This window comes from Streptomyces sp. NBC_01803 (assembly GCF_035917415.1).
Taxonomy (GTDB): domain Bacteria; phylum Actinomycetota; class Actinomycetes; order Streptomycetales; family Streptomycetaceae; genus Streptomyces.
On the sequence record NZ_CP109073.1, the window covers coordinates 3,226,349 to 3,242,355 of the forward strand.

The 16,007-nt window shown below is 69.5% G+C and carries 17 protein-coding genes and 1 tRNA gene; 5 read left to right on the top strand and 13 right to left on the bottom strand.

Annotated elements, in window-relative coordinates; all coding sequences use genetic code 11:
• Nucleotides 1-594 precede the first annotated feature (594 nt).
• Both OIE51_RS14500 and OIE51_RS14505 read right to left on the bottom strand, forming a co-directional pair.
• Nucleotides 595-1,380: a GntR family transcriptional regulator gene (locus tag OIE51_RS14500; RefSeq protein ID WP_326598087.1), complete on the bottom strand. Its 786-nt coding sequence runs from the start codon at nt 1,378-1,380 to the stop codon at nt 595-597.
• A gap of 50 nt (nt 1,381-1,430) precedes the next feature.
• Complete coding sequence (locus OIE51_RS14505) at nt 1,431-1,862, bottom strand: TIGR03668 family PPOX class F420-dependent oxidoreductase (protein WP_326598088.1); 432 nt, start codon at nt 1,860-1,862, stop codon at nt 1,431-1,433.
• 118 nt (nt 1,863-1,980) lie between these two features.
• Between OIE51_RS14505 and OIE51_RS14510 the strand changes: the two genes are divergently transcribed.
• Both OIE51_RS14510 and OIE51_RS14515 read left to right on the top strand, forming a co-directional pair.
• Nucleotides 1,981-2,814 (top strand): GntR family transcriptional regulator, encoded by an 834-nt coding sequence (locus tag OIE51_RS14510; RefSeq protein ID WP_326598090.1) that lies wholly within the window; start codon nt 1,981-1,983, stop codon nt 2,812-2,814.
• 418 nt (nt 2,815-3,232) lie between these two features.
• On the top strand, nt 3,233-3,370 hold the full coding sequence (locus tag OIE51_RS14515) for a DLW-39 family protein (RefSeq protein ID WP_326600636.1): 138 nt from the start codon (nt 3,233-3,235) through the stop codon (nt 3,368-3,370).
• A gap of 137 nt (nt 3,371-3,507) precedes the next feature.
• Here OIE51_RS14515 and OIE51_RS14520 read toward each other — a convergent pair whose 3' ends face one another.
• A complete protein-coding gene (locus tag OIE51_RS14520; protein ID WP_326598091.1) occupies nt 3,508-4,068 on the bottom strand; it encodes a DNA-binding protein in 561 nt (186 codons plus the stop codon).
• 144 nt (nt 4,069-4,212) lie between these two features.
• Between OIE51_RS14520 and OIE51_RS14525 the strand changes: the two genes are divergently transcribed.
• Nucleotides 4,213-4,285, top strand: a tRNA-Ala gene (locus OIE51_RS14525).
• A 27-nt stretch (nt 4,286-4,312) separates the two neighbouring features.
• On the opposite strand, the gene OIE51_RS14530 is transcribed toward OIE51_RS14525, so the two are convergent.
• The 5 genes from OIE51_RS14530 to OIE51_RS14550 all read right to left on the bottom strand — a co-directional run bounded on the left by OIE51_RS14530 (nt 4,313) and on the right by OIE51_RS14550 (nt 8,044).
• Nucleotides 4,313-5,095 carry a class E sortase gene (locus OIE51_RS14530; RefSeq protein ID WP_326598092.1) on the bottom strand — a complete coding sequence of 261 codons (783 nt, stop codon included), beginning with the start codon at nt 5,093-5,095 and terminating at the stop codon, nt 4,313-4,315.
• Nucleotides 5,079-6,437, bottom strand: a complete 1,359-nt coding sequence (locus OIE51_RS14535) for a class E sortase (RefSeq protein ID WP_326598093.1) — start codon at nt 6,435-6,437, stop codon at nt 5,079-5,081. The genes OIE51_RS14530 and OIE51_RS14535 overlap by 17 nt, the downstream gene beginning before the upstream one ends.
• On the bottom strand, nt 6,434-7,072 hold the full coding sequence (locus OIE51_RS14540) for an aminodeoxychorismate/anthranilate synthase component II (RefSeq protein ID WP_326598094.1): 639 nt from the start codon (nt 7,070-7,072) through the stop codon (nt 6,434-6,436). The genes OIE51_RS14535 and OIE51_RS14540 overlap by 4 nt, the downstream gene beginning before the upstream one ends.
• On the bottom strand, nt 7,069-7,245 hold the full coding sequence (locus tag OIE51_RS14545; protein WP_199827734.1) for a hypothetical protein: 177 nt from the start codon (nt 7,243-7,245) through the stop codon (nt 7,069-7,071). Before OIE51_RS14545 ends, OIE51_RS14540 begins: the two co-directional genes overlap by 4 nt.
• An 85-nt stretch (nt 7,246-7,330) precedes the next feature.
• Nucleotides 7,331-8,044, bottom strand: coding sequence for a DUF881 domain-containing protein (locus OIE51_RS14550; RefSeq protein WP_326600637.1), 714 nt, complete (start codon nt 8,042-8,044; stop codon nt 7,331-7,333).
• Between the two features lie 141 nt (nt 8,045-8,185).
• On the opposite strand from OIE51_RS14550, the gene crgA reads away from it, so the two are divergent.
• Nucleotides 8,186-8,446 carry a cell division protein CrgA gene (crgA, locus tag OIE51_RS14555; protein WP_326598095.1) on the top strand — a complete coding sequence of 87 codons (261 nt, stop codon included), beginning with the start codon at nt 8,186-8,188 and terminating at the stop codon, nt 8,444-8,446.
• A gap of 212 nt (nt 8,447-8,658) precedes the next feature.
• Here the strand turns inward: crgA and OIE51_RS14560 are convergent, their stop codons facing one another.
• A complete protein-coding gene (locus OIE51_RS14560) occupies nt 8,659-9,543 on the bottom strand; it encodes a rhomboid family intramembrane serine protease (protein ID WP_326598096.1) in 885 nt (294 codons plus the stop codon).
• Nucleotides 9,544-9,635: 92 nt separating this feature from the next.
• Nucleotides 9,636-10,169, bottom strand: a complete 534-nt coding sequence (locus OIE51_RS14565; protein ID WP_326598097.1) for a peptidylprolyl isomerase — start codon at nt 10,167-10,169, stop codon at nt 9,636-9,638.
• A 194-nt stretch (nt 10,170-10,363) separates the two neighbouring features.
• Between OIE51_RS14565 and OIE51_RS14570 the strand changes: the two genes are divergently transcribed.
• Nucleotides 10,364-10,843 carry a DUF5324 family protein gene (locus OIE51_RS14570; protein ID WP_326598098.1) on the top strand — a complete coding sequence of 160 codons (480 nt, stop codon included), beginning with the start codon at nt 10,364-10,366 and terminating at the stop codon, nt 10,841-10,843.
• Nucleotides 10,844-10,861: 18 nt separating this feature from the next.
• Here the strand turns inward: OIE51_RS14570 and pknB are convergent, their stop codons facing one another.
• The 3 genes from pknB to OIE51_RS14585 form a co-directional block, all read right to left on the bottom strand.
• Entirely contained in the window at nt 10,862-12,886 is a 2,025-nt protein-coding gene (gene pknB, locus OIE51_RS14575; protein ID WP_326598099.1) for a Stk1 family PASTA domain-containing Ser/Thr kinase, read from the bottom strand.
• Between the two features lie 230 nt (nt 12,887-13,116).
• A complete protein-coding gene (locus OIE51_RS14580; protein WP_326598100.1) occupies nt 13,117-14,589 on the bottom strand; it encodes a penicillin-binding transpeptidase domain-containing protein in 1,473 nt (490 codons plus the stop codon).
• A complete protein-coding gene (locus OIE51_RS14585) occupies nt 14,586-15,995 on the bottom strand; it encodes an FtsW/RodA/SpoVE family cell cycle protein (RefSeq protein ID WP_326598101.1) in 1,410 nt (469 codons plus the stop codon). The genes OIE51_RS14580 and OIE51_RS14585 overlap by 4 nt, the downstream gene beginning before the upstream one ends.
• Nucleotides 15,996-16,007: the final 12 nt, after the last annotated feature.

A 16,007-nucleotide genomic window follows, 5' to 3' on the forward strand; every position in this document is an offset into this window, starting at 1 on the left:
GCGGCCGCGTCCCCTCGCCCCACAGGAGCCAGGCGGGGAAGGCCAAGCCAAGGGCCCCGTCGTGCTCCACGTTGTCAATCAGCCCTGCTCGAAGATGTGAGTGGGCATCAGGCAGTGCGATGATTGTGGTCATCACAGGTGATCCCTTTCAGAGTGCCTGTGTGTCTGCGTGGCCCGGGGTGACAGCCCCGGGCCACGCCCGTTCTCGGGGTCCCGTTCGGCCCCCTGCACGCCACCGACGTACTCAGCTCGGTGGCGTGGGCAAGGACCTAAAGGCCACACGTCAGTGGGCGGTTCGGCCTAGCCAGGGACCTACCTGGGGGCCAGCCGGGCCCATGCGGAACTCCCGGCTTCAGTCCTTGCATCAACTGTTCAGTTCTCAAGTACCGACCGGTTCTCCTGAGTCAGCGCCAGCCGACCGCCAGAGCACGGCAGTTGATCCCTCCGCCGCTCGGAGATCCGAGCAACTTGGATATGCAAGTAAGGTAGCGACGCCAACTTGGTTATGCAAGTTGGTCGATCGAGTGGATGAGGGAAACGAGAAGAGGGCCACCCCGACCGGGGGTGGCCCTCTTCTCGTTTGCGCAGGTCAGATCATGATTGGCCGTCAGCAGACGGCAGCTCGATGACGTACCGGAAGATGTGTCGATCGCAGGGAATCAGCGAGTCGAGTACCTCGATCGGCTTACCGTCGGTGTCGTAGGCGGTGCGCAGGACGCGCGCGATCGGTACACCCGGGGGTACGGCAAGAGCGTCGCGTTCCTCGGGGCTCGGCATACGGATGTCGAGGTCTTCGACGAAGCGGGCGACTCGCCGCCGGATCGAGCCGGACGGGTCTTCCAGCACGGCGTGGACGCCGCCCCGGATGCGACGGGGCGCGGCGATCGGTGTGCCGGCCACCAGCTCCCGTTGGTAGTAGCCGTCGACGAGCTGCATCGGCTCGTCGTCCACGGTGAAGAGCCGCCGCCGGACGACCAGCGCTGTACCCGCCTCGACTTCGAGAAGGTCCGCGATCTCCGGTGTGGCCGGTTCCTCCGTCACCTCGCGGATGTGCTGGACAGCTCGTTGTCCCTGGGCTGCGGCTTCCGCGTTGAAGTTGGACACGCCGGTGGCTCGGCGTGCTCGGTAGTTGGCGCCTGCTCCCAGCATGCGCACCTGGGGGCGCGGCCGGACGATGACCCCCGCTCCCTGGCGGGAGACCACCAGCCCTTCGGATCGAAGCAGAGCGACGGCCTTCCGGACGGTGGCGCGAGTGGTCTCGAACCGGTCCGCAAGCTGATGCTCGGACGGCAGCTTTTCTCCCGGGGTGATGACCCCGTTCTGGATCTCCTTCCGAAGATCTTCGGCGATCACCCGGAACTTCGCGGCGCGATCGGTCATGAAACACTCCCCAGACTTGGTTATACAAGTCAGCGTACTGCGCCAGCGCGCTATTCCCACGGCGGTGGAGTGGAGTAAGACCATCCAGTCCACCGGGACACGGTGATCTCGATGACCGGACCGGCCGGGGGTTGCTCACGATACTGGGGGTACTTCTCCTTAAGCCATTCCACCGGTGCTCGGCGATCTTCGCCTACGAGGATGCGGGCGGAGCCGTCCCCGCGGACCCACCAGAGCTGACTCCAGTCGTCGTCGTAGACATCTACCAGAACGCAGACCTGCGGATTCTCCCTGATGTTCCGCAGGCGCTTGAGGTTCTGGTGTTGCTTCGGCTTGTGGTCGACGGCGATAACCAGCGTCTCGCCCTTTGCGGCGAAGGTCGCCGGCACTTGGTGGGGAACGCCGTCCGAGCTGGCCGTCGCCAGACGAAGAACATGGGCTTCGGTGAGTCGCCGCCGGGCGTCCTCTGTCGTGAGTCGCATACCCCTGGATACCTGATTCACGGTCTGGTAGGTGTGCGGCGATCCGGGCGTCACCAGCCTGGGAGGGGCGGGCGGGACGACTTCCCGGGGGTGTTGGACAGGCGCCTACCATGTGCGCATGAGCCTTGACCCAGACGACTTGCGGCCTGCGTTTCAGCAGATCAGCAGCGCGTTGCGGGCAGACATCCTCACCGGGAAGTACGCGCCGGGAGACCGGCTTCCGTCAGGTCCCGAGCTGGTGAAGCGGTACGGCGTGGCCAAAGCGACAGTTACCAAGGCACTCGACCTACTCCGTGACGAGGGACTGGTCGTGACGCGCAAGGGCAGTGGGACGTTCGCCCGGCAGCGGGCTCAGCGGCCGGAGGGACTCGGCCCACACCTTGAAGCGGCCTTCGAGAAGCCGCAGGTGACCATCGACTTCATCGGCCTGTCCGGCGGGAGTCTGCGCGACGCCATCCAGATCCCACTGGACAAAGTCCGCTCGGGTCGGCTCACCCCGCAGTCCATCGCCGTCCGGCTTCTGCTGCCGGACAGCTCCCAGCCCAGGGGCGTGCCGCTGCTGGTGGACGGCTTACGCGATGACCCAGAGCTGCGGCGGCGGGCAGGGGATACTGCGGCCACCATCGCCAGCGGAATTAAGTATTCCGTTGAGTCGCTTGCCGAACTCGGCCTGGTCCAGTCGGCGCACGTCGAGGCTCGTTTTTTCCCAGCGTCGGCGCTCTTCCGGCTCTGCGTCATCAACGGAACGGAAGCCTTCTTCGGTTTCTACCCGTTCCATCAGCGGACGATGACTGCCGACGAACCGAAGACCTTCTTCGATGTAGCGGGCAACGATGTGCCGCTTTTTCATCACTCGACAGATGCCGATGGGGCGTCGCCGGGCTCTCAGTATGTGAAGCAGGCGCAGGCGTGGTTCGACAGCGTCTGGTCCACCATCGCCCAGCCGGTGTGACGCGTTCCAGGGCCGTGCGGGCCGACGCTGTGGTGGTTGTCACGTGGGTGCCGACCAGCGGTGATGCCAGGCGACAACACCTGACATCACCTGACATCGCTGTCTGACATCAACATCGGGGAACGCCGGATGACGGACAGAGAGACCCAGGGGAGTCGGGCCGTATCGCGCTCATCGGAAGCACATGGTCACTGAGGGGCAGAACGGGGACCGGATTGACCTGATAAGGATGAGGCCACAGGTTCAAGTCCTGTTAGCCCCACACTTGAGACTCGGTCCGGCTGAAGATCTTCGGTCGGACCGAGCTGTTTGTGTCGGGGCCGGGTGCCGGAGCCGTTGGGTATCATCGGGCGCCAGATGGCCTGATCACGTTGTGACGATCACGTTGATGCACGTTGAAGAAGGACGAGGTAGCGCGGTGAAGAAGCTTCTGCTGTTCTCTCTGGTGGCGGTCGGCGGCCTTTTCGTTTACCAGCAGCTGGTGTCGAGCAAGGCTGAGCAGGACCTGTGGACGGAGGCGACCGACTCCGTGCCGAGTGGTCCCGCGGGCAGCTGACTCGGGCGATCCCTCCGCATACGACGCGGGGCTGTCACTCTGTGACGCCCCGCCCTTTTTGTATACGTCTGTAGGTGTGCGTTTGCGAACACGAGCGGTGCACGACGCCCTCGTCGTGCACCGCGCCGCCATGCCCTTCAGCCCTGGTGGTTCTCGTAGTGCTCGACTGCCTCGCGGGTGCGGGCGACGCCGTACACGCGCAGGAACTCGGCGAGTTCGGGGTGGCTGTCGGCCAGTAGCCGCGACGCGCTCTGGATCTCGGTGGCGTCGGAGACCGAGCGCAGCAGCGCCTGGATCTCCCGGACCACGCGCTTGGTGGGGTTGGCCGGGACGCCGATGGAGCCGGACCTGGTGGCGGTGGAGCTCGGGCTCAGCACGTTCCCCCCGGACGTGCGGCGGATCTCGTCCATGGCGGCGGTCGCCTCCGCCGCGCTGATCCGCCCGGCCCTGACCTCGCCGGCGAGGTCCTGGAGGGAACGCACCCGCTGGACGACGGCCGGATTGCCGATCTTGGCGCGCTGACCGCTCATGAGCTGCGACAACATCGGCGCAGACAGCCCCAGAACGACCGCGAGCCGTGCCTGGTTGAGCCCCAGATCGGCGATGAGGCGCCGGAAGAGCATCCCCAGCGGCTCTCCGTACCAGGTCGTCTGCTGCTCTCTCGCCTTTTCGGTGGACTCCTGTTGTGCTGCGTCCATCGTCTCTCCCCTGTTCTCCCCTGATCGCTTCACGTGAGCGAAGTTGCGCGTCATCCTACGGAGGGACCAGTGTCCGGGGCGATACCCGGTCGGAATCCGGCGAGAAGATTGGGTAACCTTGGCTTCGGCCCTCCCAAGGGCCGCGGGGCCTTAGCTCAGTTGGTAGAGCGCCGTCTTTGCATGGCGGATGTCAGGAGTTCGACTCTCCTAGGCTCCACCCCTCCCACCCGCCGCGGGCGGCGGATCAGTCCGCCGCCGCCCGGAGCTCCTCGGGTGGGGTCCGCTGCTCGTCCACGTCCTCCGTGCGGACCAACTCGCCCCAGACCACGTAGCGGTGGCGCGAGGTGTAGACCGGGGTGCAGGTCGTCAGCGTGATGTAGTGGCCGGCCTCGGTCGCGCCCGACTCCTCGGGGACGGGGGCGAGGACGCCGGTGTTGTACTTCGAGGTCTCGGGGAGGATCGCGGAGACCTGGTAGATGTACCAGGTGTTCTCCGTCTCGAAGATGATCGGGTCGCCCTCGCCGATCTGGTGGATGTCGTGGAACTTGGCGCCGTGGCCGTCCCGGTGGGCGGCGAGCGAGAAGTTCCCTTCTTCGTCCCATGGCATCGCCGACTCGACCGGATCCTCGTAGTACCCGGCGACGCCGCCGTTCAGCACGTCGAGTCCGGTGCCCTGCTTCACCAGGATGTCGGCGCCCGTCATCGTCGGCACGTGCAGGAAGCCGATGCCGTCCTCGGGGTCGTAGCTGGGCGGGGGCGTGGTGTCGTCGCCGTCGTCGTCGGGGGCCGCCTCCCAGTGCTCGCGGACCGTGTGACTGTCGCGCTTGGCCTCCTGGTTGGCGACGACGTTGGTCCACCACAGCGAGTAGACGACGAAGAGGCCGAGCACGATGCCGCCGGTTATGAGGAGTTCACCGAAGACGCTGACGGCGGTGGCGATGCGGCGGCGCGCCGGGCTCGGGCGGCGCCGGGAGGGGGCTGGCGCGGACTTGTCCGCCGGGGTGTCCTGCTCAGTCGACGAGGGCATCCGGCTTCCCTTCGCTACGCGGACGCTCTTCAATCATCTGGCCCCACACGATCATGCGGTACGTGGAGGTGAACTCCGGCGTGCAAGTGGTGAGGGTGATATAGCGGCCTGGTTCGGTGAACCCGCCCTGATCCGGGACGGGGTCGAGGACGGCGGTGTTGGACGGCGAGGTGGAGTCGAGCCGGTTGGTCATCTCGTAGGTGTAGAAGGCGTCCTGGGTCTCCACGACGATCGGGTCGCCGGGCTCCAGTCGGTTGACGTACCGGAACGGCTCGCCGTGGGTGTTGCGGTGGCCGGCCAGGCCGAAGTTGCCCTCCTCGTCCCATGGCATGGCCGTGGGGAGCCGGTCCTCCTCCGTGTAGTGCCCCACCATGCCGTTGTCGAGGACCTCCTCGGAGTCGACGGTCTCCGCGATGGGGACGCGCACGTCGAGGGTGGGGAGGTAGAGGATCGCGAAGCCCTCGCCGGGGGAGAACGTGCCCGGGTCGCGGTCCTCGCCCTCGGGCCCGGCGTCCTCCCACTGGTCCTGGAGGCGGTCCGCCTGGCCGTTGGCGTGGGCCCTGGCCTCGACGTTGGTCCACCAGAGCTGGTAGACGACGAAGAGGAGCAGGAGCACACCGGTCGTGATGAACAGCTCGCCGATCACATTGCTGATCGCGGTGCCGGTCTGCCGGGCGGCCTTGGCCGCCGCCTTCGCCGCCTTGCGGCGGGCGGCCCGCCCGCCGCTGAGGGGCTCGTCGTCGGCGGCCCGCGCGGCCGGTGCGGGGCCCTTCGTCGCGGCCTTGCGGCGCGCGGCGCGCCCGCCGCCGTCCGGCGGCGCGGCGGCGGACGCGGCGGCGGACGCCGGCGCGGGTGTCGCGCCGGTGCCGCGCACCGCCCGACGGCGAGCGGCCCGGCCGCCCCCCTCGGGTGCCTCCGGCACGACGTCCGGTGCGGCGCCGCCGCCGGCCTGCGCGGCCCGGCGGCGGGCCGCCCGGCCGCCGTCGGCGGGGAGCGTGGGGAGGGCCGCGGTGGTCTCGGTCGGGCGCTCGTCCGGGGAGCCGTCACCGGCCCCCCGCGCCGCCCGCCGGCGGGCCGCCCGGCCGCCGGGGTGGACGGCGGCCGGCGGGGGGAAGGCCGGGGTCGGGCCGACGGGTTGGTGGCCCTGGTGGCCGAACGGCGACTCGCCCGCCGTGCCGCCGGGCGGCGGCACGGCGGCCGGGAAAGGGCCGGGGCGGCGCAGGCCGATCGTCTCGGGGTCGCCGGGGGCCGCGGGGCCGGGGAGCGGGTCGTTCAGGGGGTCGTGGAGTGCCTCGATCGCTGCCTGGTAGGCGTCGTCGTCCGACCCCCATCCGGTGGTCACGCCGGGCGCCCCACGACGGGGGCGAGTCCGTGCGAGCGGCTGACCGCGCCCGCGTCGCCGCAGACCGTCAGCCAGTTCGCCAGCATCCGGTGGCCGCCCCGGGTCAGCACGGACTCGGGGTGGAACTGCACGCCCTCCACCGGCAGCTCGCGGTGGCGCAGGCCCATGACGACATCCCCGGCCCAGGCCGTGACCTCCAGCTCGGCCGGCAGCGTGGTCTCCTCGGCCGCCAGCGAGTGGTACCGGGTCACGGTCAGCGGCGTGGGCAGCCCGTCGAAGACGCCGGAGCCGGTGTGGCGCACGTCGGAGGTCTTGCCGTGCAGCAGCTCGGGGGCGCGCCCGACGACGCCGCCGTAGGCCACCGCCATCGCTTGCATGCCGAGGCAGACGCCGAAGACGGGCGTGCGGGTGGCCGCGCAGTGGCGGACCATGTCGATGCTCACGCCGGCCTGCTCGGGGGTACCGGGTCCGGGCGAGATCAGCACGCCGTCGAAGCCGCCCGCACGCACCCGGTCCGTGGTGACCGTGTCGTTGCGCACGACCTCGCACTCCGCGCCGAGCTGGTAGAGGTACTGGACCAGGTTGTAGACGAAGCTGTCGTAGTTGTCGATGACGAGGATGCGCGCGCGGGTCACTGTCCGGTCTCCTGTCCCTCGTCCACGGTCACGTCGTTGAACGGCAGCAGGGGCTCGGCCCACGGGAAGACGTACTCGAAGAGGAGATACACCGCGCCCAGCGCGAGCAGCAGTGAAATCAGCGCGCGCACCAGCACGTTGCCCGGCAGATGCCGCCAGATCCACCCGTACATGGCTTCGCGTTCCCCTCCTCGGTGTCCCGCGTGTGTGACGACGCGTGCTCCAAGCGTACGACGAGGGGGACGCAGTGATGTGTGCTCATTCGGTGGGCTGGGCGTGCTGGAGCGTGACGCTGCCCTCATAGCCGGGGAGGGTGGCCTCGGCGTGCTCCTCGACGCGCCAGCCGAGGCCGTAGGCGTCCACGTACTGACGGTAGTTGCGGATCTCGGGGGAGGCGTCGAGGGCGGCGCGCAGGCGCTCGCGGTCGCCGACGGCGGTGATGGTGTAGGGCGGCGAGTAGAGGCGGCCCTGGAGGATCAGGGTGTTCCCGACGCAGCGCACCGCGCTGGTGGAGATCAGCCGCTGGTCCATGACGCGGACACCCTCGGCGCCGCCGGCCCACAGGGCGTTGACGACGGCCTGGAGGTCCTGCTGGTGGATGACGAGGTCGTTGGGGGACGGTTCGGGGACGTCGGGGACCAGGGCGGTGGCGTCCGGCGGGGCGTCGGTGAGGGTGACGGTGAGGCCGGGGCCGGTGAGCCCGGTGAGGCCGGCGGACCGTTCGAGCCGGTCGAGGCGGCGGCGTTCGGCGGGGTCGGCCGGACGGTCGCCCGCGGCGAGGGCGTCGAGCTCGTCGCGCAGGGCGGCGGTGTCGGACTCCAGGGCCGTGTTGTCCCGGGCGCGCTCGCGGACGAGGTCGGACATCTGCAGCAGGGAGTCATCGGTGCGGATGTTGTTGCCCTGGGCCACGTGGAAGCTGAGCCAGAATATGAGGCCGGCCAGTGCGAAGACGGCGACGGTGCCCAGCCGCATCGGCGTCGGGCGCGGTCGGGAGCCGTTCACCGTGACCCTGGTCTCCTTTATCGGACGGGGAAGCACTACGCTAACGGACGATCCCATAGCTCCGCGCTGACCGGCGCGATCAAGGCAGCGCGATCGACAGGAGAGCCCCTCGTGCCGAAGTCCAGGATCCGGAAGAAGAAGGCCGACACGTTCGCCCCGCCCGAGAAGCGGACGCCCACGAAGCTCGACATGGGCGGACGCCGGTGGGTGGCGCCGCTGATGCTCGCGATGTTCGTGATCGGGCTGGCGTGGATCGTGGTCTACTACATCACCCAGGCCGACCTCCCGGTGGAGTCCCTGGAGAACTGGAACATCGTGGTCGGCTTCGGGTTCATCGCGCTGGGGTTCGTGGTCTCCACGCAGTGGAAGTGAGGCCCCTCGCGGGGCCCCGCGAGTTATCCACAGCTCGCCCGAACATCACAAGATCTGTGGATAACTGAGTGAACGCGGGAACGCCCGTCCGAGCGCTGATCGCCGCCGCACCCCTGTTCGCCTGCGGAAACGTGGGTCGGTGCAGGTCAGGGGCCCGTCATCCACACCCCGCACAGGGACCGACACCGGCTGTGGACAGCTGTGGATAACTTTCAGCCGTTCAGGAGCTGAGTGGTCCTGATCACACAGGCGACGGCGATCACGACGAGCACCAGCACACAGGTGCCGACCTGCACCAGGGTCCGCCGCTCGCGCGGGGCGTTGACCATGCCGTAGGCGATCGCGGCGCCCGCGACCAGGCCGCCGATGTGAGCCTGCCAGGCGATGTTCGACCAGGTGAAGGTGATCACCAGGTTGATCGCCAGCAGGATCGCGATGGGCCGCGTGTCGGCCCGCAGCCGGCGCAGCAGCACCGCCGTCGCGCCGAAGAGGCCGAAGATGGCGCCCGAGGCGCCCAGCGAGAGCTGGTTCTGCTCGGCGAGCAGATAGGACAGGGTGCTGCCGGCGAGCGCCGAGACGAGATAGAGCGCGAGATAGCGGACGCGGCCGAGAGCCGTCTCCAGGGGCGGGCCGAGGAACCACAGGCCCAGCATGTTGAACGCGAGGTGCCAGATCTGCTCGTGCAGGAAGGCCGCGGTCAGCATCCGGTACCACTGGCCGTCCGCGACGCCGATCCACTCGAACGTGCGGGCGTCGATCGCGTACCCCAGCATGCCGAGGTCCGTGACCAGCCGGTCGCCCGCGATCAGGACGGCCGCGAAGACGGCCAGGTTGAGCCCGAGGAGGATCTTGGTGATCAGCCGGGGATCGTCCACGACGGTGCCGCCGGCCAGGGTCCGGGGCCGGGCGGCGCGGGCCACTCCCGAGGCGCCCTGGACGCAGTCCGGGCACTGATAGCCCACCGGCGCGGAGATCATGCAGGAGGGACAGATGGGCCGGTCGCAGCGGGCGCAGCGGATACCGGTCTCCCGGTCGGGATGCCGGTAGCAGCGCGCCAGGCCGTGCTGCGGCTGCGGCTTTCCGAATCGCTCGGCCATGACGTCCCTTCCGAAACCACCCCCACGGGCCTCTTCAGGCCCTCCGGCCCCCTGATCCTACGGACAGGGGGCCGGAATGGTTCCCGAACGGGTCAGCCCTCGCGGGTGGCGATGACGACCGACTCGATCACCACATCCTCCACCGGACGGTCGGTGCGGCCGTCGGTGGCGGTGTTGGCGATGGCGTCCACCACCTGCTGGCCGGCGGGCGTGGCGACCTCACCGAAGATGGTGTGCTTGCCGGTCAGCCAGGCCGTGGGCGCGACCGTGATGAAGAACTGCGACCCGTTGGTGCCGGGGCCGGCGTTGGCCATCGCCAGCAGGTACGGGCGGGTGAAGCCGAGGTCGGGGTGGATCTCGTCCCCGAACTTGTAACCGGGGCCGCCGGTGCCGTTGCCCAGCGGGTCGCCGCCCTGGATCATGAAGCCGCTGATCACCCGGTGGAAGACCGTGCCGTCGTACAGCTTCTCCGTGGACTTCACGCCCGTTGCCGGGTTGACCCACTCGCGGGCGCCCTCGGCGAGCTCGACAAAGTTCTTGACCGTCTTGGGCGCGTGGTTCGGGAAGAGCCGGACCTCGATGTCGCCGCGGTTGGTCTTCAGGGTGGCGTAGAGCTGCTCAGCCACGATCTACCTTCCGTCTACGTCAGTGACGGTCCCCGATCCTGCCATGCGCGCGCGACACGCCAGCCCTCCGGATGCTCGTTTCGCGTGCCGGGTCCCGGCCTACCCGGCATGATTTGCGCATGATTTCCGCATGAGTGGACAACACGACAAGGCAGTGGGAAAACGCCACCAAGGAGCACAAGGAGGAGCAATCCATGAGCCACAACGGAAAGTCGGGGGTGCGGTACGCCGCGGACATGGTCACCCCGTACGCCGTGACGGCGAAGGACAGCGCGGTGCAGGCGGCCCAGCAGGCAGGGTCCTACCTGGGGCCGAAGGCCCGTCAGGCGGCGTTGCGAGCCCGCGTCAAGTACGCGACGCAGGTCGCCCCGCGCGTGGAGAAGGCGGTGGCCGCGGCCGGCCCGGCCAAGGACGAGGCGGCGGCCCGCTCGCAGGCGGCGCTGTCGGCGCTGCGCGGCGAGATCAGCCCGCGCGAGCTGCGCGCGGCCGTACGGCGCGGCCGGCGGCGGGCGCGGACCGGACGCCTCGTGCGGCGCACCGCGCTGCTCGGCCTGGTCGCGGGCGGCACGTTCGTCGCCTGGAAGTGGTGGAGCGGCCAGACCAACCCGGACTGGCTGATGGAGCCCTCCCCCGCCACCGAGGTGCCGGAGCCGGAGGAGGGAACCCTCGGCTGACGCGCGGGTGACGGACGGCTAGTCGCCCGTTCCCCCGAAGAAGTCACCGATGTCGCCGCCGTCGTTGCCGTTGCCGTCCCCATTGCCGCCGTCGGCGCCGCCGTCCTGGCCGCCGCCGGTGGCGCCCGGGTCGTAGGTGTGGACGGTGATCGCGGTGCCCGGGTCGACCTCCTCGCCGCCGTTCGGTGTGGTGTACATCACCATGGCGGTGGGGGTGTCGGGACCCTGGACGGTGATGTTGGTGAACCCGGCGGCCTGGAGCGCGGCCCTGGCGTCGGTCAGCGACTGGCCGCCGACGTTCGGCACCTCCTCCGTCGGGGGCTCGGTGTTGGAGGGGATCGCGACGTAGAGCGTGACGACGCCGCTCGGTTCGAGCTGGGAGCCGGCGCGGGGATCCTGGCGGATCACGGTGTTCTCCTCGCGCGAGTCGTCGATCTGGTCCTGACGGGTGACGACGAACCCGGCCGCCTCCAGCTCCTGCTTGGCGGCGTCGAAGGTGTCCCCGACCACGTCCGGCACGTCCACGCCCTCGATCTCGGCGGCGACGGTCAGCGTGATCTCGGTGCCGGTCTCGGCCTCGTCGCCGGCCGCCGGGTCCTGGTCCAGGACGGTGCCGGGCTCCTCCGCGTCCGTCTCCTGGTCCTCCCGGGTGACGTCGAAGCCCAGGTCCACCAGCTCGGCCTCGGCCTCCTCGAAGTCCTTCCCGGTCACGTCGGGCACCTCGACGGTCTCGGCGCCCTCGGACATGATGATGGTGACCGTGGAGCCGCGGTCGATCTCCTGGCCGGCCGCCGGGTCCGTCGCGCAGACCGTGTCCTCGTCCGCCTCGCACGGGCGGCTGTCGCCCTCCCGCGACTCGAATCCGGCGTTCTCCAGCTCCCGCTGCGCCTCCTCCAGCGACTGGCCCGTGACGTCGGGCACGGTGAGGTCGCCCTCCGGCGGGTCGCTGGCGAACAGCGCTCGGCCGATGAAGATCGCGCCGATCAGCACGAGGACGCCGGCCAGCACCAGCAGGATGGTCGAGGTGTTCCGGTTGCGCTGGCGCCGGTCGGCCCGGCCGCCGTAGTCGTCGTAGCCATACCCGTCGGGGTCGGTGGCGGGCGGCATCATCTGGGTCGACGGGTCGGTGGCGCGCAGGGCCGTGGTCGGCCGATCGTCGTAGCCGTAGGGCACCGCGCCCATCGCCGCGGCGGCGCTGACCGGGCGGCCGTCGAGGGTCGCCTCGATGTCGGCGCGCATCTCGTCGGCCGACTGGTACCGGTAGTCCGGGTCCTTCACCAGCGCCTTGAGCACGATGGCGTCGGTGTCGGGGGTGATCTCCGGGTCGTAGACGCTCGGGGGCTGGGGCTCCTCGCGGACGTGCTGGTAGGCGACCGCGACCGGGGAGTCACCGATGAACGGGGGCCGGACGGTCAGCAGCTCGTAGAGCAGGCAGCCGGTGGAGTACAGGTCGGAGCGGGCGTCGACGGCCTCGCCCTTGGCCTGCTCGGGGGAGAGGTACTGCGCGGTGCCGATCACGGCCGCGGTCTGGGTCATCGTCATGCCGGAGTCGCCCATGGCGCGGGCGATGCCGAAGTCCATCACCTTGACCTGACCGGTCCGGGTGAGCATGACGTTGGCCGGCTTGATGTCGCGGTGGACGATGCCGTTGCGGTGGCTGTACTCCAGGGCCTGGAGGATGCCGATGCACATCTCCAGGGTGCGCTCGGGGAGCAGCTTGCGGCCGGAGTGGAGCAGCTCGCGGAGGGTCGAGCCGTCGACGTACTCCATCACGATGTACGGGATGGAGATGCCGTCGACGTAGTCCTCGCCGGTGTCGTAGACGGCGACGATCGCGGGGTGGTTCAGCGAGGCCGCGGACTGCGCCTCGCGGCGGAAGCGGGCCTGGAACGTGGGATCGCGAGCGAGGTCGGCACGGAGCGTCTTGACGGCGACGGTGCGGCCCAGACGGGTGTCGTGAGCCAGGTAGACCTCGGCCATGCCGCCACGGCCGAGCACCTGACCCAGTTCGTACCGCCCGCCGAGGCGACGCGGCTCTTCCATGTTTCCAGCCCTCTCCGTTTGGTCCCGGGCCCTACCCCCTGGTCGGCCCTCGGGCCAGGGGACCAGGCCCTGGCTTACGGTACCCGGCGGGAGCGGACCCACCGGACGGCGGTTGTCGGCCGATATCCATTCGGTATCGCCAGGTACCGGGACCGGTCGGGAACGGCCGGTCCTGTGTATGACGTGTGTTCGGCGTGATCCGTTGCGCCACACCGGTCACGTGGCCGGGGTCACCCCGCGTTCTCGCCCTCCAGGACCGCCTCGATGACGTCGATGGCGATCGGGGCGGCGAGGCCGCTGCCGGAGATCTGGTCGCGCTCGTCGGAGCCGTCCTCGACGACGACGGCCACGGCGACCGGCGAGCCCTCGTCGGTCATGGCGTACGAGATGAACCAGGCGTAGGGCAGCTCCTCGTTGTTCTCGCCGTGCTGGGCGGTGCCGGTCTTGCCCCCGATGGTGGCGCCCTCGACGGAGCCGGTGTCGATGGAGCTCTCCTCGACCATGTATTCCATCGCGTCCTGGAGCTGCCGCGCGGTGTCCGAGGACATCGGGCGGCTCATCTCGTCCGGCTCGTGCTGCTCGACCACGTTGAGGTTCGGGGCGACGAGCTGGTCCACCATGTAGGGCCGCATGAGCGAGCCGTTGTTGGCGACGGCGGCGGCGACCATGGCCATCTGGAGCGGAGTCGCCCGGTTGGACGCCTGGCCGATACCGGCCTGGGCGTTCTGCGGCCGGTTGTCCTCCGGGTAGGAGCTGGCGGTGGCGCGGACGGGGATGAACGGCTCCTCGTTGTAGCCGAAGCTCTCGGCCGCCTCGATCATCGTCTCGTTGCCGAGGTCGTTGCTGAGGCCGGCGAAGACGCTGTTGCAGGACCAGCGGATGGCCTCGCGGATGGAGGCGTCCTCGCAGACGTTGGGGATCTGGTTGGGCAGCTCGACGTCGGCGGTGTCCGGCAGGATGTACGGGTCCTCGTACTCGGTCTCCTCGTTGACGTCGTCCACCAGGCCGTTCTCCAGGGCGGCGGCGGCGGTGACGATCTTGAACGTGGAGCCCGGGGGGTAGGTCTCGCGCAGCGCCCGGTTGAGCATGGGGTCGTCGGGGTTGTTGTCCGGCTGGAGGGCGGCCCATGCCTCGTCGTCGTCCGTGCTGTTGCCCGCGAAGGTGGACGGGTCGTAGGACGGGGTGGATACCAGGGCGAGGATCTCGCCGGTGCGCGGGTCTATCGCGACGACGGCGCCCTTGTTGTCGCCCAGGCCCTCGAAGGCGGCGCGCTGGGCGTCCGCGTCGAGGGTGGTCACCACGTTCCCGCCGCGCTGGTCCTCGCCGGTGAGCATGTCGATGGTGCGGTTGAAGAACAGCCGGTCGTCGTCGCCGGTGAGGATCGAGTCGTTGACGCCTTCGAGGAGCGTCGTGCCGTACCGCTGGGAGGCGTAGCCGGTGACGGGGGCCCACATCTCGCCGTCGGTCCAGGTCCGCTTGTACGTGAAGTCGGTGTCGTCGGTCTCGACGGAGCCGGTGATGGGCTCGCCGTCCACGATGATGTTGCCGCGGGGGTGGGCGTACCGCTCGATGGCGACCCGGCGGTTGTCCTCGTGGTTTTGGAGGTCGTCGGCCTGGACGAACTGCACCCAGTTGACCCGGACCAGCAGGGCCAGGATGAGCAGGCCGCAGAAGACGGCCACCCGTCGCATCGGTTTGTTCATGTTGTCCGGACCACCTGAGTCTGTTCTGCGTCGAGGGAGGGCGCCGGCGCCGGGGCGGGTCGGCGAGCGGTGTCGCTGATCCGCAGCAGGAGGGCGACGAGGGCCCAGTTCGCGATGACGGAGGAGCCGCCCTGGGCGAGGAACGGCATGGTCATGCCGGTCAGCGGGATCAGGCCGGTGACGCCGCCGGCGACGACGAAGACCTGGATGGCGAAGATCCCGGAGAGCCCGACCGCCAGGAGCTTGCCGAACGGGTCGCGGGCGGCGAGGGCGGTGCGCATGCCGCGCTCGATGAGCAGCGCGTACAGCAGGATCACGGCCATCAGGCCGGTCAGGCCCAGCTCCTCGCCGACGGTGGCGAGGATGTAGTCGCTCTTGGCGCCGATGCCCTGGATGAGCCGGGAGAAGCCCTGGCCGAGGCCCGAGCCGAAGAGGCCGCCGGAGCCGAAGGCGAACATGGACTGGGCGGTCTCGGTGACGTTGCCGCTGTCGGGCGGCTCGTTCTCCAGCGGGTTGAGCCAGTTGTGGACGCGGACGCCGACGTGGGAGTTGGTGTTGGCGACGAAGACCGCGCCGCTGGCGGAGAGCAGCAGGCCGAAGATGATCCAGCTGGTGCGCTCGGTGGCCACATAGAGCATGACCACGAAGATCCCGAAGAACAGCAGCGAGGTGCCGAGGTCGGTCTCGAAGACCAGGATCATCAGGCTGATCGCCCAGATGACGAGGATCGGGCCCATGTCGCGCCCGCGCGGCAGGTACAGGCCCATGAAGCGGCGGCTGGCCAGGGCGAGGGCGTCGCGCTTGACCATCAGGTAGCCGGCGAAGAAGACCGCGATGATGATCTTGGCGAACTCGCCGGGCTGGAGGGAGCCGACGCCGGGGATGGTGATCCAGATGCGGGCGCCGTTGACCTCCTTGCCGACGAAGATCGGCGAGGCCAGCAGGATCAGCGCGACCACCATGGAGATGTAGGTGTAGCGCTGGAGGATGCGGTGGTCCTTGAGGAAGATCAGCACCGCGAGGAAGAGCGCGACACCGACGGTGGACCAGACGAGCTGGTCGGGGGCCAGCGGGCCGCCCAGGGCGTCCGTGGTGATGGTGGGCTCCTGGTCCAGGCGCCAGATGAGGACCAGGCCGAGGCCGTTGAGCAGGGTCGCGATGGGCAGCATCAGCGGGTCGGCGTAGGGCGCGTACCGGCGGACGACGAGGTGGGCGACGCCGGCGAGCAGACCGAGTCCGAGTCCGTAGCCGAGCATGCCGGTGGGGAGCGTCTCCTCCTTGGCCAGGCCGACGTTGGCGTAGGCGAGGACGGGGATGAGCACGGCGAAGACGAGCATCGCCAGCTCGGTGTTCCGGCGGCTGGGGAGGCCGCCGGTGGAGACTGTGGTGTTGCTGGTCTGGCTCATTGACTTCTGGCC

Bases quoted from the DNA above. Each gene is read 5' to 3' on its own strand.
- OIE51_RS14510 (WP_326598090.1), top strand. From the start codon at position 1,981: ATGAGCCTTGACCCAGACGACTTGCGGCCTGCGTTTCAGCAGATCAGC.
- OIE51_RS14570 (WP_326598098.1), top strand. From the start codon at position 10,364: ATGAGCCACAACGGAAAGTCGGGGGTGCGGTACGCCGCGGACATGGTC.
- OIE51_RS14520 (WP_326598091.1), bottom strand. From the start codon at position 4,068: ATGGACGCAGCACAACAGGAGTCCACCGAAAAGGCGAGAGAGCAGCAG.
- OIE51_RS14545 (WP_199827734.1), bottom strand. From the start codon at position 7,245: ATGTACGGGTGGATCTGGCGGCATCTGCCGGGCAACGTGCTGGTGCGC.
- OIE51_RS14580 (WP_326598100.1), bottom strand. From the start codon at position 14,589: ATGAACAAACCGATGCGACGGGTGGCCGTCTTCTGCGGCCTGCTCATC.
- OIE51_RS14530 (WP_326598092.1), bottom strand. From the start codon at position 5,095: ATGCCCTCGTCGACTGAGCAGGACACCCCGGCGGACAAGTCCGCGCCA.
- OIE51_RS14560 (WP_326598096.1), bottom strand. From the start codon at position 9,543: ATGGCCGAGCGATTCGGAAAGCCGCAGCCGCAGCACGGCCTGGCGCGC.
- pknB (WP_326598099.1), bottom strand. From the start codon at position 12,886: ATGGAAGAGCCGCGTCGCCTCGGCGGGCGGTACGAACTGGGTCAGGTG.
- OIE51_RS14505 (WP_326598088.1), bottom strand. From the start codon at position 1,862: ATGCGACTCACGACAGAGGACGCCCGGCGGCGACTCACCGAAGCCCAT.
- OIE51_RS14585 (WP_326598101.1), bottom strand. From the start codon at position 15,995: ATGAGCCAGACCAGCAACACCACAGTCTCCACCGGCGGCCTCCCCAGC.
- OIE51_RS14500 (WP_326598087.1), bottom strand. From the start codon at position 1,380: ATGACCGATCGCGCCGCGAAGTTCCGGGTGATCGCCGAAGATCTTCGG.
- OIE51_RS14550 (WP_326600637.1), bottom strand. From the start codon at position 8,044: ATGCGGCTGGGCACCGTCGCCGTCTTCGCACTGGCCGGCCTCATATTC.